This window comes from Hymenobacter terricola (assembly GCF_017921975.2).
GTDB lineage: Bacteria > Bacteroidota > Bacteroidia > Cytophagales > Hymenobacteraceae > Hymenobacter > Hymenobacter terricola.
Map to the genome: position 1 here is coordinate 1 of NZ_JAGEMO020000003.1, position 14918 is coordinate 14918.

Genomic DNA, 14918 nt, shown 5'->3' on the forward strand with positions numbered 1-14918 from the left:
GCGTGCCCGGCAGGGCGGCATTCGGTGAACGAGTGTCGCCCTGCCGGGCACGCCCCCGCCGGGGCTTTGTTGTTCTTTTGCGCTGCTTGCTACCGATATGTCGCCCCTACGAGGCTGTTGGGTGGCGGTAAGTGGTGGATGAGGCCCGGTAAGTGGCGGATGGGGGCTGGTAAGTCGTGGATAAGGTGCGGTAAGTCGTGGATAAGGCCCGGTAAGTCGCGGATAAGGCGTGGTAAGTGGTGGCGGAGGCGTAGCAAGTCGTGGCGGAGGGCAGGCAAGTGGTGGCGGAGGCCCGGCGAGGCGTGGCGTGGGCAATGCAACTGCCGGAGCAGGCCCGGTAAGCTGCCGTGAGGGGCCGGAGCATGCCGATACCTTCCGGCGAGCAGGCGTGGGGGTGAAGCCAGCGTGCCGGAGCCGGACGGGGGAGCTTGCGACGGGAAAATAAAGACCTACTTTAGCCGGCCTGAACCCACTTTACCCCTTCCGTTTCTTATGCAATCATTTCGTGCCGACCAATTTCGAATGATGGGCGTGCTTGCGCCCTGGCTGACTACCAACCTGCCGGCCATCGGCAAAAGTAAAATAGCGGCCAAGGAGGCCGCCGATGTGCTGGCCGGCCTGCCCGCCGTGCAAGCCAAAGCCGGCCTCACGGCCACCGAAACCAAAGCCGTGACCGAGCGCCGCACGAAGCAGCAGGCCTCTTTTGAAACCCGGATTCTGTCGATGCTCGGGCCCTTGCAAATGGTGGCCACGGCGGCCAACGACATGGATTTTCTGAGTCTCGTCACCATTGGGCGCAGCGCGTTCCGGCATTTGCGGCCCGAGCTGCAGGCGGGCGTGGGGCTGCAGGTGCTGGCCAAAGCCGAAGCCAACGAGAAGGCCCTGGCCGACCACGCCATCGACGCCGACTTCCTGACCGAGGCCCGCACCCTGGCCGAAACGTTCCAACAAGGCCTGCCCGATACCCAGTCGCTGCTCGACGCCCGCCAGAACGCCAATGCCACCTACGAGGAAGTGCACGAGGCCCAGATGACCCAGATTTATGAGCTGGACAAGGCCATGAGCATCTTCGAAACCGTGAATCCGGAGCTGTTCAAGGGCTACAAGTCGGCGCGGGCGCTGGTTAATTCGGCGGGGGCGAAATCGAAGAAGCCGAAGGGAGAGAAGGCGGCGTAGCGCGGACTTTGTAGTCCGCGTCCCCGGCGAAAACCCGAACGATGCTCGAACGGCGCGGGGACATGGACTACAAAGTCCGCGCTACTATTCGCCTCTTTGCTGGTTTTATGTGGCTGGCTCGTCGTTCACGAAACTCATCTCCAATGAGAGTTTCGTGAACTTTGAATGGTGAACGAGTTTCTTAAACTCCATCTGGACCGTTGAGCGGGTTTCTATGGCTGAGAAGCGCCAAATACATTCGTTTAAGGAAAGGAGCGTAATGGTAGCCACCTGGATTCGAGAAAAGCAGATTATCTTTCTCCAGCTACCTGTTTGGTTTATCCCCCCTATTTTTTCTGTGGTTCATGCTCGCTTCAGTTCCAGACACCCCCTATGGTCATGCCCTTGGACGGTTTTTGCTATTCTTCGAGCAATCGCCCCTTGACCTGCAAGCGGCGCACGCTGCCTTTACCGACCTCTCGGTTGTGGCCGCCCGCGAGCATCCGCAAATGGCATGGCCGCTGGCCGTGCCGCGGGAGGGCGAGGCGCCCTTTTTAATCACAGTCGACGGCCTGCTGGCCGCCAAGTGGGCGCGGTACGCTGCCTTTCCTACTGCCGACGCCGCGACCGTGGAAGCGGCGCTAGCGCCGTGGACCGGCGCGACCGTGCGCAGCGTGCAGGCCCATTGCTTCCACCAAGCCGGCCGGACCAGTTCGGTTTTTCACCTCGCGCTGAAAACAGTGGCTGGGCAAGCGCAGGGGTTCACGGCGTACTGTCCGTGGCAATTAACGTCCGCCCGCGCCGCGCCAGTCCAGTGGAACGACGCCGCGCCCTCTCCAGACCAAGCGCTTGCCCGCCTCCGCCGCGCACGGGTCCAACGGGTGGCTGTTTCGTCCGTGGGTGCCTTGCAGCTCACTTTCACCAATGGAGCTTACTTGGAGGTGGGCAGCGCAGGGTGGCAGCCGAACGAACAGGTGGCGGACCTGCATTATTTTCTGCAAACAGAAGACCAGCTGTTTTGGCGCGTGGCTAGCCAATTCCGTATCCAACCGCTCACACAGGAGGAAGACATAGGTTGAGTTCACAAAAACGGTAGTTAGAGCAAGATGTAAAGCTACATCTTGCTCTAACCAGTGTGAAGCCCTTACACTCCCGCCAGCTGCTGCCGCAGCATCGTGAGCACCGACTGCGCGGCGTACTCCACATTCAAGGGGCGGCCGCGGTCCAGCACGTACTCGCGGCTGGTGGTCTGTATTCCGTCGGCGTAGGCGAGGCACACGCTGTCCACCGACGAGGGCCAGCCGGGAAATGGGAGAGGCCCAAAGCCGCGTGAGCAGCCCTGAAAATGGTAACATTGGGCGTGATGATTTGACCCCGATAAAAGCTTATATTTAAGCAGTTATCGGGGTCAAATCATCACGCTATGCCATGAAAATCTGGATTGTCGTTTGGCTGTTTCTAATGGGGGTTTCGGCGGCGGCCCAGGTAAGCAGCGCAGTGCGGCTGAACTTCCAGTTTTGCCGGGTGGTACTGGCCAGCGGCGACACCCTGGACGGGCAGGCGGCGGTCGGTTTTTCCACCGATGTGCTCTACCTCCGCCAACCCGATGGCAAGGTGCGGGCCTTTTCGCCCGAAGCCGTGGCGGCTTTCGCCGTGCAGGGCGAAGTGGTCGGCTCGGGCCCCAATCGCCCCCGCGCCCCGCATGCCCTGGACCCCACCGTGGTGCGGCTGTTTCGCAGCCTGGCTCGCACCCCCGAGCACCCCGACCAGCGTCCCGAACCGGCCTTTTTCGAGCAGCTCAGTGCCGGCCCGGTGCTGCTGCTGCGGCGGCTGTGTCTGGTGCCGCGCATGGTGGCAATCGGGAGCAATCCGAATGCATTGCCGGCCTCAAATGCAGCGGGGATGTTTTGGGGCGGCAACGGTGGGGGCCGCGCCGCCCAGCAGGCCGCTGCTTCGGCGGTTCGCTACACCACCGTTACGGAGTTCCAGGACCAGTTCTACGTGGCGTGGCCAACCGGTGAGATTCGCTCGATTCGCACCTGCAAAAAAGACCTGCTGGCCGCTTTCCCCAAGCAAGCCCGGCAGCTGGAAAGCTACGCGGCCGAACACCGCCTGGGCTTCACCAGCGCCCCCGAATTAACTGAGCTGGTCAATTACGTTAATTCTCTCACCGCGACGGCCACGCAGTAGCCCCAGCGGCGCGGGGTGGCCGCCACCGGCTCAGACGCGCAACGTGTGGGAAATATCCAGCCCGGCCAGTTCCTGGCGCAGCATGGTGAGCACCGATTGCGCGGCGTATTCCACGTTCAGGGCGCGGCCCCGGTCCAGCACATATTCGCGGCTGATGGTTTTTGTGCCGTCGGCGTAGGCGAGGCAGACGGTGCCTACTTTCTTGGTGTCGGTGGCGCCGGTGGGGCCGGCGATGCCGCTGGTGGCTACGGCCACGTCCACGCCCAGGCGGCGGCGGGCACCCTCGGCCATCTCGCGCACGGTGGCTTCGCTCACGGCCCCGAACTGGGCCAGGGTTTCGGGTTTCACGCCCAGTTCTTCCTGCTTGATGTCGTTGTGGTAGGCCACGATGCCGCCCCGGAAGTAGCCCGAGCTGCCCGATACACTGGTGAGGCGCTGGGCCACGAGGCCGCCCGTGCAGCTTTCGGCGGTGCCGATGGTGAGGTTTTTGGCGAGCAGCAGTTTGCCGATGGCCGCTTCCAGGGTGGTTTCTTCTTCGGCAAAAATGAACTCACCGATGCGCTCGCGCAGGGCCGGCAGCAGGGCCAGCATCCGGCCACGCAGGTCGGGCTGGCCGTCGGCGGTGCCGGTCAGGCGCAGGCGCACGGCCCCGAAGCTGGGCAGGTAGGCCAGCTTGAAGTTGGCGGGCAGAGCGTCTTCCCAGTCGGCAATCTTCTCGGCCAGGAACGACTCGCCCAGGCCCGCCGTCATCACCACCAGGTGCTCGATGGGGGCGAGGTGGAACTGGGCCTGCAGGCGCGGCAGGACGTGGTCCGTCATCAGCCGCTTCATTTCAAAGGGCACGCCGGGCATGCTCACGAAAATGGTGCCCTGGTCCGAAAACCACATGCCGGGGGCCGTGCCCACCGCGTTGGGCAGCACCTCGCAGTTGGCCGGCACCAGCGCCTGCTGGCGGTTCACGTCGAGCATGGGCCGGTTGAAGCGCTTGAATATTTCCTCGACGTGGCGCAGCGTGGGCTCGTGCATCACCAGCTCGGTGCCGAAATAGCGGGCCAGCACGTGCTTGGTCAGGTCGTCCTTCGTTGGCCCCAGGCCGCCGGTGATGAGCACCACCTGCGCCCGCTGCCGAGCCTGGTCCAGGGCCGCCACTATCTCATCGGCCCGGTCCGACACCGACGAAATCTGCCGGACCCGCAGGCCGATTTTACCGAGCTCCTGGCCCATGAAGGCCGAATTGGTGTCGATTACCTGCCCGTACAGCAGCTCGTCGCCAATGGTCATGATTTCGACATCGGGCGGCGCGCCGGGGCTGATATTTGTGGAATTGGGGGTGGGAAGTGGGCTGGGCAGGAGCATGGGTTTGACGAAAAAAATAGGTTTGGCCGCAAAATTGTCTTCAATTTGCACACGCGGCGGTCCAAGGACAGCCACAGGGGCCATCCGGTTTTCCCGCCGCAGCTCTTTATTCCATGTTTATTCGCATTGCCAGTGCCCTGCTGGTAGCCGGCCTGCTGGCCACCACGGCCCCCGCCGCTCACGCGCAAACCACAGCTGCTAAAAAAGCCGCCGCCACCAAGGCTGCGGCTACTAAGGCCGCTGCCGCCAAAGCCGCCGCCGCGAAAGCTGCCGCGGCCAAGACAGCGGCCGCTAAGGCCGCTGCCGCCAAAGCTGCCACCACCAAAGCCCCAGTGGTAGCCACGCCCCCCGCCGCGTCCCTCACCGAAGCCCAGGCCAGCGCCGGCGTCAAAGAAGCCCTCAACAAAGGCATTATCAAGGCTGTGGGCTTTGCCTCGGAAGCCGACGGCTTCAACCTCAACGACGACATTCACATTCCCGTGCCGCCGGATTTGGACATGGTGAAATCGACCGTGGGCCGCCTGCCGGGCATGGCCACGGTATTTACTCAGTTCGAAACCCAGCTCAACCGCGCCGCCGAAGCCGCCGCGCCCAAAGCCAAGGACATTTTCCTCAACGCCCTGGCCAACATCAGCATCACCGACGCGCTGACGCTGGTAACCAGTGGCTCGACCGATGCCGCCACGCAATTCCTGCGCAAGTCGACCGAGACGCAGCTCATCGCGGCGTTCCACCCCGATATTGAAGCCGCCATCGACCAGGTGGGAGCCGGCCGGGCCTACGCCACCATCACCAATCAGTACAACAAAATTCCGCTGATGACCCCCGTGCAGCTCAGCCTGGCCGATTACACGACCCACAAGGCCGTCGACGGCCTGTTTGTCCTGCTGGGCCAGGAAGAGGCCAAGATTCGCAAGAACCCCGCCGCCCGCACTTCCGACATTCTGAAGCAGGTATTTGGCCGCTAACCGGTGAGGTAGTAAGAAGGCAATCAGACCATAAAATAGCCCCGGCTGGAAATCCCAGCCGGGGCTATTTTATGGTCTGATTAGTCGAATAACCTGAATGGGCTGCTCAACCTGATTAGAGCTAGAAGTCGTCGCTGTCGAAGCTGCTGCTGCGGCTGCTGCGCCCGCTGCTATAGCCTTCGTCTTCATCCTCGTCGTCGGCAAAGTCGTCGTCATCGTCGTCGAGGCTGGTGAAGCCGCCGCGGTCGGAGTTCTCAGCGCGCTCGGCTTCGGTAAATTCTTCCTCCGTCATGTTGGCCAGGTCCAGAGCCTCGTCGTGCGAGGAGCCCGTGTCGGTCCACATGAGGTAATCGGCGTATTTGGCCGAGAGGCGGTCTTCGGTGCTGCCGAGGGCGGCCGCGCCACCTTTGGCGGCGTAGGAATCCAGGCTGTCGTCGTCGTCGAGCAAGTCGTCGTCCAGGTCGTCGTTGTCTATCATGGCCGGGGCGGATTGTAGTTGAGGTGAGAAAATGAGCCTAAGCTGGCCGCGAAGATACGGAACGGGCGGATTTTCGGTTGACTTTCGAAGTTGTTTTCATGCGCAAAATGTAAGCTCAAGCTTTGCAATCGGCTGTTTTGCATGGCTGTGCTGGTACCAGCAATCCGAAATGACAAGATATTTTTGCCCTACTACAGCCGCTCAACTGCTAGCGCGCTACCTGAAAATCCGTCACCAGTAGCTGCTCGTCGCAGAAGGCGTACTCGGCCGGCACGTTGGAGCTAAGCAGCAGCGTGCGGCCGGTGCGGGTGGCCTGCACGTGTTCCTGGTACCAGGCCACGCCGGTGGCGTCGAGGTTGGTGGTGGGCTCGTCGAGCAGGAGCAGGGGCGCGGCGGCGTACAGGGCCAGGGCCAGCTTCAGCCGCTGCTTCATGCCCGATGAAAACTCGCGCACCAGCTGGTGGCGGGACTTTTCGAGGTACGTCAGCCCAATGAGCGCGTCCAGCGAAACCCCCGGCCGCAGGGGCTTAAACTGGGTATGAAACTGCAGCAGCTCCAGTAGCGTCAGCTCCTCCAGCAACTCGAGGTAGGGCGCGGCATACGCCAGATGCTGCGGCACATCTTCCACCGCTACGGTGCGCCCCGCCAGCGAATAAGTCAACATGCCTTCCGTGGGCAGCAGCTGGCCCGAAATCGTGTTCAGCAGCGTGCTTTTGCCCGCGCCGTTGGGGCCGAGCACGGCCGTGGCGCTGCCGGGCCGGAAGGTGCGCGTCAGGCCCCGGAAAATCCAGTCGCGCTGAAAGCGCTTGCCCAAGCCGGTGGCGATGATTTGCAAGTGTAGTTGTCAGTTGCTCGTTGTCAGTTGTCAGTTGAGCAGTGCCACGTAATAGCCAAGGCTAACAACTGACAACGAGCAACTGACAACTAAAAAGACTACTCCGACTCGCTACCGTCGGGGCGGCCGCGCTTGGGACCTTTGATGATGCCGCGGGTTGCCGCGCGCACGAAGCTCACCGCCGTTTCGCGCTCTGGCGATTCCGGCAGTTCCCGCTCAATCTGGGCCAGGGCATCCTGGTTGTTCAGCCCGCCCAAAAACAGCGTGCGGTACAGCTGTTGCACCATATTGATAGCTTCTTCGGAGAAGCCCCGGCGGCGCAGGCCCACCGAATTGGCCCCGGCGTAGGACAGCGGCTCGCGGCCGGCTTTCACGAACGGCGGCACGTCCTTGCGCACCAGCGAACCGCCCGAAATCATGGCGTGGGGGCCGATTTTAACGAACTGGTGCACCGCCGACGAACCGCCCACAATGGCATAATCGCCAATCTCGACGTGGCCCGCCACCTGCACGGTATTGGCCAGAATGCAGTGGTGGCCGATGATGCAGTCGTGCGCCACGTGCACGTAGGCCATCAGCAGGCAATGGCTGCCCACGCGGGTTTCGCCGCGCTCGATGGTGCCGCGGTTCACGGTCACGCATTCCCGCAACACGGTGTAATCACCGATAATGGCGGTGGTTTGTTCGCCGGCAAACTTCAAATCCTGCGGAATGGCCGCCACTACCGCGCCGGGAAACACCTGACAGTACTGCCCGATGCGGGCCCCGTTCATAATGGTGACGTTCGGCCCAATCCAGGTGCCCTCCCCAATTTCGACATCTGCCGCGATGGTCGTAAACGGTTCAACGGTTACGCCCGACGCGAGGCGAGCATTGGGGTGAATATAGGCGAGGGGGGAAATCATTCTTTACTTTAATGAAGAATGAGGAACGAAGAACGAGGAATTATACAACCGGTAAGCAGGTGCAATCCTTCATTCTTCATTCTTCATTATTAATTCAAATTAGGCGTCTTTGCGGACAATGGCGGCGCTCATTTCGGCATCGCACACCACTTTGCCGTTCACGAAAGCCTGGCCGCGCATCTTGGCGATGCCGCGCTTGATGGGGGCCAGCAACTGGCAGTGAAAAACGATGGTGTCGCCGGGCAATACTTTTTTGCGGAAGCGGGCATTTTCGATGCCGAGGAAGTACTGCCAGTAGTTTTCAGGGTCGGGCACGGTGTTCATCACCAGAATGCCACCGGTTTGGGCCAGGGCTTCAATCTGAAGCACGCCGGGCATAATCGGGTTGCCGGGGAAGTGGCCCTGGAAGAACGGCTCGTTGATGGTCACGTTTTTCACCGCCGTCACCATCTGGTCGTCGAGGTGAATGACCTTGTCAATCATCAGGAACGGGTAGCGGTGGGGCAGCACCTGCATGATGCGGTTCACGTCCATCACCGGCTCGCGGCTGGGGTCGTAGAGGGGCACGGGGTTGCTGCGCGCCTCCAGCATCTTCTTCTTGATTTTCTTGGCAAAGGCCACGTTGGCGGCGTGGCCGGGGCGGGCGGCCAGAATCTGGCCCTTCAGCGGGCGGCCCACCAGGGCGAGGTCGCCCACGAGGTCGAGCAGCTTGTGGCGGGCGGGCTCGTTTTTGTGGCGCAGGTCCACGTTGTTCAGAATGCCTTCTTTCTTGACCGAAACGCGGGGCTTGCCCAGCATTTTGGCCAGGTCATTCAGCTCGTCGTCGGTCACCACGCGGTCCACGACCACAATGGCGTTGCTGAGGTCGCCGCCGCGAATGAGGTTGTTTTTGTAGAGCATTTCCAGCTCGTGCAAAAAGCAGAACGTGCGCGAAGAGGCGATTTCGGCGCTGAACTTGCCGATGTCGTCCAGCGTGGCGTGCTGCGAGCCCAGCACCGGCGAATTGTAGTCCACCATCACCGTAAGGCGGTAATCGGTGAGGGGCAGGGCCGCGATTTCGACGCCGCGGGCGTTGTCCACGTAGCGGATGCTTTCCGGGATTTCGTAGTAGTTGCGCAGCGCGTTCTGCTCCGCCAGCCCCACGGTTTCAATCGCCTTGATGAACTCGGCCGAGGACCCGTCCATGATGGGCGGTTCGGGGCCGGACAGCTGAATCAGGACGTTGTCGAGCTGCAGGCCCACGAGGGCCGCCAGGGTGTGCTCCACGGTGTTGACGCGGGCGCCGTTCTGCTCGATGGTGGTGCCGCGGCTCAGGTCCACCACGTTGTCCACGTCGGCATCCACGATGGGCTGGCCGGGCAAATCCACGCGCTGAAACTTGTAGCCGTGGCCCACCGGCGCCGGGCAAAACGTCATGGTGGCTTCCACGCCGGTGTGCAGTCCGATGCCGCGCACCGTCACGGGTGCCTGAATGGTGTGTTGCTTGTCGTTCATCTGATTGGTTGTCAGCTGTTGGTTGTCAGTTGTTAGCTTTTGAGAGCCCAAAGCCCTGACAACTGACAACTAGCAACGAACAACTAAGAGGCTGCAAAGCTAGGGCTTTTCCGTCGCGTTTTTCGCCTTTTCCAACCGCTCTACTCGCTGCTCTAGTTCGGGCAGGCGGCGGAAAACGATTTGGGCGCGCTGGTTCTGCTTAAAATCGAAAGCCGTGGAGCCTTGCAGAATGGTGCCTTCTTTCTTCACGTTCTTGCCCACGCCCGACTGCGCCGCGACGGTGGTTTTATTGGCCAGCACCACGTGGCCGGCCATGCCCACCTGCCCCGCCAGCACGCAATGGTCGCCGATTTTGGCCGAGCCGGCGATGCCCGTTTGCGAGGCAATGACGGTGTGCTGGCCGATTTCGACGTTGTGGGCGAGCTGCACGAGGTTGTCGATTTTGCTGCCCCGGCCCACGCGGGTCGAGCCCAGCGTGGCGCAGTCCACGGTGGCATTGGCGCCGATGCTCACGTAGTCTTCCAGCACCACGTTGCCGATTTGCGGGATGGCCTTATAGGTACCGTCGGGCTGCGGCGCGAACCCAAACCCATCGGACCCCACCACGGCCCCGGCTTTGATGACGCAAAACTGCCCGATGACGGTGTCCGGATAAATCTTGGCCCCGGCGTGAATGATGCTGCCCGCGCCAATCGTGACCCGGTCGCCGATGTAGGCATGCGGGAAAATCAGCACGTTTTCGCCCAGCTTGCACTGTTCGCCGATGTAGGAAAACGCGCCCCGGTAGTGGCCAGGACCAATCTCCGAGGTTTCGCCGATATAGGAAGGCTGCTCGACGCCGCGCTTGCCCGTGCGGGTGGCCTGGGCATAAAACTCAAGCAGCTGGCTGAAGGCGGTGTAGGGGTTTTCGACCCGAATGAGCGTGGGCCTGACGGCCTGGCGCAGTTCCTGGGCAGTGCCTACGATGACGGCCGAAGCGCCGGTTTCGTACAGGAACGGCTCATACTTCGCATTCGAGAGGAAGGTGAGCGAGCCGGCCCGGGCCTCTTCAATCTTGGCCAGGCTGGAAATGCGTTGGGCCGCGTCGCCCTCCACGGTGCCGCCGAGAACTTCGGCAATTTGCTGAACGGTAAATTCCATAGGCGGCAAAATTAGTTGTCAGCTGGTGGTTGTCAGTTGTCAGATTCGGGCGGTTTGCTGTCGGCATCCAGGGCTTGGCAGCCTAACAACTGACAACTAGCAACTGACAACCAAAACTTACACAATCTCCTTCGGGTAGCAGATGTAAAATTTCTCCACCCGCTGGCTCAGGGCCCGGATGTTGGGCAGGTCGGAGGCTTCCATCACGTTCACGACGTCGCCTTTTTTGGTGAGAATTTCGATGGGCTCCTGGCTTTCGGCGTTGTAGGCGCTGTTGCTCAGGCGGCCCGATATCATGAGCAGGGCGGCCTGGTCGGGCGGCAGGTTGAATTTCTCCTCAATCAGCTCGCGAATGCCGAGGCGGAATTCCTCGTCGAAGGGCTCGGAGGCCAGCACGATTTTGAGCAGGTTGCGGTGCAGAATGCTTTTGGCGAGGTAGCTGAGCACGGGGTCGGGGTGGCCGGCCCAGGCTTTGATGGCCGACCAGATATCGTAGTCGTCCAGCTCCACGAAATGGCTGAGGATTTTGTTGTCCTTCTCGAACTCGGCCAGGCTCACGGCGCGGCCCAGGAAGAAGCTCAGGCAGCTGTTGGCGGGCACTTCTACGCCCTGGCGGGCCAGGTCGCGGGCGCGCTGCACGGTCCGAATCACCATTTGCTCGGCGCTGGTCACGGTTTTGTGCAGGTACACCTGCCAGTACATCAGGCGGCGGCTCACCAGGAAATTCTCGACCGAGTACACGGCTTTTTCTTCGAGCACCAGCCGCTCGTCGTGCACGCGCAGCATTTTGATGAGGCGGTCGGCGCCGGGCCGGCCTTCTTCCACGCCGGTGTAGAAGGAGTCGCGGTTAAGGTAGTCGAGTCGGTCCATGTCGAGCTGGCTGCTCACGAGCTGATGGAAAAACGGCCGCTTGTACGTCCCCTTAAACATGTCGATGGCCAAATCGAGCTTGCCGTGAAACTCGCCGTTCAGCCGCTCCATTAGGAAAAGGGAAAGCTGCTCGTGCGGCACGTCCTGGAAAATGGCCGTTTCGAGGGCGTGGGAGAGGGGGCCGTGGCCGATGTCGTGCAGCAAAATGGCGGCCAGCGCGGCCTCGCCCTCGGCGGCCGAAATCTTCACGCCCTTGTCCTTGAGCGTGCGCAGGGCCAGCGACATGAGGTGCATGGCGCCCAGCGCGTGGTGAAAGCGCGTGTGCAGCGCCCCCGGATACACAAACCCCGTGAGCCCGAGCTGCTGAATGCGCCGCAGCCGCTGGAAATAGGGGTGCTCGATGAGGTCGAACAGAAACTCCGTGGGGATGGTGACGAAGCCGTAAACGGGGTCGTTGAAAATCTTCTTTTTGTTCACGTTGGGGACTTGGCGGGAGAAAGAGGAAGCAAGAACGTCATGCTGAGCGGAGCCGAAGCATCTCGCGTGGGGAAGCATTTCAATCGTTTAGCGGTTTTGATTGCTGCCCCGAGCGAGATGCCCTGGCTGCGCCTGGCATGACGGCTTGGCAAGGCAAGCTGCGTTGAACAACATTTTGGCGGGGGAAACTTCGCGGCAGCGGAAATACTTGATGGGGCAACGCGCTGCCTTCCCGCCAGATTCTTAGCTTGCCGAAATCAACCATGGCAGCGGTTAAAAGACGGCTGGTAAAAAGCAAAAGGCAACATTTGCAGCCGTGAGCCGTCAATGTTATGCTGCGAAGCTACGGCGCACCATTGAGCCGGCTCCCACAATTCACCCGGGACTTAGCCCATTATCCCCATAAAAACCCAAGACCCTAAGTCCCCAAGACCCCAAGTCCCTATTATGCAACAAACCACCATTCTCTGGGCCGACGACGAAATCGACTTGCTCAAGCCCCATATTTTATTTCTCAAGGAAAAAGGCTACGACGTAACGCCCGTCAACAGCGGCGCCGATGCCATTGAGGAGATTCAGGAGAAGAGCTACGATTTGGTTTTCCTCGACGAGAACATGCCCGGCCTCACCGGCCTGCAAACCCTCACCGAAATCAAGGCCATCCGGCCCACCGTGCCCGTGGTGATGATTACCAAGAGCGAGGAAGAGCACATCATGGAAGAGGCCATCGGCTCGAAAATCGCCGATTACCTGATTAAGCCGGTGAACCCGAGCCAGATTCTGCTTTCCGTGAAAAAGGTGCTCGACAACAAGCGCCTGGTGAGCGAAAAAACCAACTCGGGCTACCAGCGCGATTTCCGCCAGCTCGGCATGCAGCTCTCCGACCGCCTCACGCCCGCCGAATGGGCCGAGGTGTACAAGAAGCTGGTGTACTGGGAGCTCGAAATCAACGAAACCGAGGGCAAAAGCATGGCCGAGGTCTTCAACATGCAGAAGGACGAGGCCAATTCGTATTTCGGCCGCTTCATCACCGAGAACTACGAGGACTGGGTGGATGGCAGCGACAAGGACGCGCCGCTCATGTCGCACCAGCTGTTCAAGGAGCGGGTGTTCCCGACCCTGAAGGCCACCGGCGACACGCCCGTGTACTTCGTGCTGATTGACAACCTGCGCTATGACCAGTGGAAAGTGCTGGAGCCCATCATCACCGAGCTGTTCACCGTGGACAGCGAGGAGATGTACTACGCCATCCTGCCCACCACCACGGCCTACGCGCGCAATGCCATTTTCTCGGGCATGATGCCGGCCGACATTCAGAAAAAATACCCCAACCTGTGGGTGACCGACGACGACGACGAGGGCAAAAACCTGCACGAGGCCGAGTTCATGGAAATCAATTTCCAGAAGAACAACCAGAAGGTGAAGCACAGCTACCACAAGGTGACCAACCTGCAGGCCGGCAAGGATTTGCTGGGCAAAATCAGCAACCTGCACAACAACTACAAGTGCAACGTCATCGTGTACAACTTCGTGGACATGCTCTCGCACGCCCGCACCGACATGGCCATGATTCGGGAGCTGGCGGCCGATGAGTCGGCCTACCGCAGCATCACCCGCTCGTGGTTTCTGCACTCGCCGCTGTATGAGATGATGCAGCAGATTGCCGAGAAAAAAGGCAAGCTCATCATCACCACCGACCACGGCACCATTCGCTGCAAGCGCCCCTACAAGATTGTGGGCGACCGCAACACCAACACCAACCTGCGCTACAAGCACGGCAAAAACCTGGGCTTCGAAGACTCGCGCGACGTGTACGTGGTGCGCAAGCCGGAAAGCATTATGCTGCCCCGCGAGAACGTGAGCACCGCGTATGTATTCACGATTGGCGACTATTTCTTCGCCTACCCCAACAACTACAACTACTACGTGAACTACTACAAGGACACGTTCCAGCACGGCGGTATTTCGCTGGAGGAATGCATCATTCCGTACATCACGCTCACGGCGAAGGGCTAATCCGCCTCGCCACCCCAGTAGAGAACCCCCGCCGTTGGGCAGCGCTTACTCCATCGAGTAGGCACTGCCCAACGGCGGGGGTTCTCTTTGAAAGTCGGGCCGAACCCTACCGGGCAGCGGCCGAGGCATACCGACACTCCCTCATGGCCTCACAATACTGAGCCGGAGACCACCAGCATGCCTTTGGGGGCTGCCGATGGCAGTTTGGGGACCACCAGCATGTTGTTGGGGCTGCCGATGCTCGGGTGGGGGCTACCGATGGTCGGGTGGGGGGTACCGATGGTCGTCTGGGGGGCCACAGAGGCCCACCGGCAGCCTTTTTGCCCATAATCCAGGGTTTCCCGAGCGCGGCTCCGGCCTACTTCAGCTACAGGTCCGAGGCGGGGGAGCCGTGGGGCATCCGCCACTTTACGCGTTTACTCGAGCAATTTCAGGAGTTCCTCCAGCTCACCCGGCCGTAGGTCGGCGCGGTCGGCTTTGTCGTAAATCGTGAGCAATACGATTTCTTCGTTAAGGATAGCGACGAACGTAACGACTCGCGCGCCCCCTGAGCTGCCTTGGCCCTTGCTGCTAACGGCAAGCCGGATTTTGTAGCAGCCCTTTCCAAGCGCGGTACCAAGCGTTGGATTTTCAAGCAGCTGCTGCTGCAAGCTTCCCAATTCACTTTTCAGGGAAGGATATTTTTTAAGGAGTGGTTTGGCCGCGCGCTTAAATTTTGCCAGTAGCTTGATGCTGTAGCTCACAACTCTTTCAAAAAGTCATCGAGCGTCTGAAGCTGCGTCTCGCCGCGCTGATACTGCTTTAATTCAGTAAATGCCTCCCGCAAATCATCGGCTACCGAAGGCAGCGGCTTCTTCGGCCGCCGGGCTTTGGGCACGGGTTGCTGGAGGAGCTCTACCAGCTGCTGCCGCTCAGCGGCGGAAAACTGGGTGCGCAGTAACTCGGCCAGCTGCGGTAGGGTGAGGGGGATGGTCAGATTCAGCGTGTGCATGAGTGCAAGGTAATGCGTCTGAATAACTAACGTGCCGCTGGCC

The 14918-nt window shown here is 60.9% G+C and carries 15 protein-coding genes and 1 pseudogene; 5 read left to right on the forward strand and 11 right to left on the reverse strand.

The window, feature by feature from the left end:
* Positions 1-106: 106 nt before the first annotated feature.
* Positions 107-364, reverse strand: a complete 258-nt coding sequence (locus tag J4G38_RS03190; protein WP_210515642.1) for a hypothetical protein — start codon at positions 362-364, stop codon at positions 107-109.
* Between the two features lie 128 nt (positions 365-492).
* Here J4G38_RS03190 and J4G38_RS03195 point away from each other — a divergent pair, with 128 nt between their 5' ends.
* Together J4G38_RS03195 and J4G38_RS03200 are read left to right on the forward strand one after the other, a co-directional pair.
* The gene (locus tag J4G38_RS03195) at positions 493-1176 is read left to right on the forward strand and encodes a hypothetical protein (RefSeq protein WP_210515640.1); all 684 of its coding nucleotides are present in this window, start codon (positions 493-495) and stop codon (positions 1174-1176) included.
* Between the two features lie 344 nt (positions 1177-1520).
* Positions 1521-2234 carry a hypothetical protein gene (locus J4G38_RS03200; protein WP_210515638.1) on the forward strand — a complete coding sequence of 238 codons (714 nt, stop codon included), beginning with the start codon at positions 1521-1523 and terminating at the stop codon, positions 2232-2234.
* A 65-nt stretch (positions 2235-2299) separates the two neighbouring features.
* Here J4G38_RS03200 and J4G38_RS03205 read toward each other — a convergent pair whose 3' ends face one another.
* Complete coding sequence (locus J4G38_RS03205) at positions 2300-2443, reverse strand: hypothetical protein (RefSeq protein ID WP_210515637.1); 144 nt, start codon at positions 2441-2443, stop codon at positions 2300-2302.
* A gap of 140 nt (positions 2444-2583) precedes the next feature.
* On the opposite strand from J4G38_RS03205, the gene J4G38_RS03210 reads away from it, so the two are divergent.
* Positions 2584-3345, forward strand: coding sequence for a hypothetical protein (locus tag J4G38_RS03210; RefSeq protein ID WP_210515635.1), 762 nt, complete (start codon positions 2584-2586; stop codon positions 3343-3345).
* Positions 3346-3375: 30 nt separating this feature from the next.
* On the opposite strand, the gene J4G38_RS03215 is transcribed toward J4G38_RS03210, so the two are convergent.
* A complete protein-coding gene (locus J4G38_RS03215) occupies positions 3376-4701 on the reverse strand; it encodes a competence/damage-inducible protein A (RefSeq protein WP_210515633.1) in 1326 nt (441 codons plus the stop codon).
* Positions 4702-4814: 113 nt separating this feature from the next.
* On the opposite strand from J4G38_RS03215, the gene J4G38_RS03220 reads away from it, so the two are divergent.
* Positions 4815-5669, forward strand: a complete 855-nt coding sequence (locus J4G38_RS03220) for a DUF4197 domain-containing protein (protein ID WP_210515631.1) — start codon at positions 4815-4817, stop codon at positions 5667-5669.
* 121 nt (positions 5670-5790) lie between these two features.
* Here J4G38_RS03220 and J4G38_RS03225 read toward each other — a convergent pair whose 3' ends face one another.
* The 6 genes and pseudogenes from J4G38_RS03225 to J4G38_RS03250 form a co-directional block, all read right to left on the reverse strand.
* Complete coding sequence (locus J4G38_RS03225; protein ID WP_210515629.1) at positions 5791-6147, reverse strand: hypothetical protein; 357 nt, start codon at positions 6145-6147, stop codon at positions 5791-5793.
* 208 nt (positions 6148-6355) lie between these two features.
* Positions 6356-6913: pseudogene (locus J4G38_RS03230) on the reverse strand (ABC transporter ATP-binding protein); the annotation flags it as partial.
* Between the two features lie 167 nt (positions 6914-7080).
* A complete protein-coding gene (gene lpxA / locus J4G38_RS03235; protein WP_210515625.1) occupies positions 7081-7887 on the reverse strand; it encodes an acyl-ACP--UDP-N-acetylglucosamine O-acyltransferase in 807 nt (268 codons plus the stop codon).
* A 99-nt stretch (positions 7888-7986) separates the two neighbouring features.
* Positions 7987-9381 (reverse strand): bifunctional UDP-3-O-[3-hydroxymyristoyl] N-acetylglucosamine deacetylase/3-hydroxyacyl-ACP dehydratase, encoded by a 1395-nt coding sequence (locus J4G38_RS03240; protein WP_210515623.1) that lies wholly within the window; start codon positions 9379-9381, stop codon positions 7987-7989.
* A 99-nt stretch (positions 9382-9480) separates the two neighbouring features.
* Positions 9481-10521, reverse strand: coding sequence for a UDP-3-O-(3-hydroxymyristoyl)glucosamine N-acyltransferase (gene lpxD, locus J4G38_RS03245; RefSeq protein ID WP_210515621.1), 1041 nt, complete (start codon positions 10519-10521; stop codon positions 9481-9483).
* A gap of 117 nt (positions 10522-10638) precedes the next feature.
* Positions 10639-11868, reverse strand: a complete 1230-nt coding sequence (locus J4G38_RS03250; RefSeq protein WP_210515619.1) for an HD domain-containing protein — start codon at positions 11866-11868, stop codon at positions 10639-10641.
* Positions 11869-12315: 447 nt separating this feature from the next.
* On the opposite strand from J4G38_RS03250, the gene porX reads away from it, so the two are divergent.
* Positions 12316-13884 carry a T9SS response regulator signal transducer PorX gene (porX, locus tag J4G38_RS03255; RefSeq protein WP_210515617.1) on the forward strand — a complete coding sequence of 523 codons (1569 nt, stop codon included), beginning with the start codon at positions 12316-12318 and terminating at the stop codon, positions 13882-13884.
* 416 nt (positions 13885-14300) lie between these two features.
* Here the strand turns inward: porX and J4G38_RS03260 are convergent, their stop codons facing one another.
* A complete protein-coding gene (locus J4G38_RS03260) occupies positions 14301-14627 on the reverse strand; it encodes a type II toxin-antitoxin system RelE/ParE family toxin (protein WP_210515615.1) in 327 nt (108 codons plus the stop codon).
* Positions 14624-14875 (reverse strand): hypothetical protein, encoded by a 252-nt coding sequence (locus J4G38_RS03265; RefSeq protein ID WP_210515613.1) that lies wholly within the window; start codon positions 14873-14875, stop codon positions 14624-14626. The genes J4G38_RS03260 and J4G38_RS03265 overlap by 4 nt, the downstream gene beginning before the upstream one ends.
* Positions 14876-14918 lie beyond the last annotated feature (43 nt).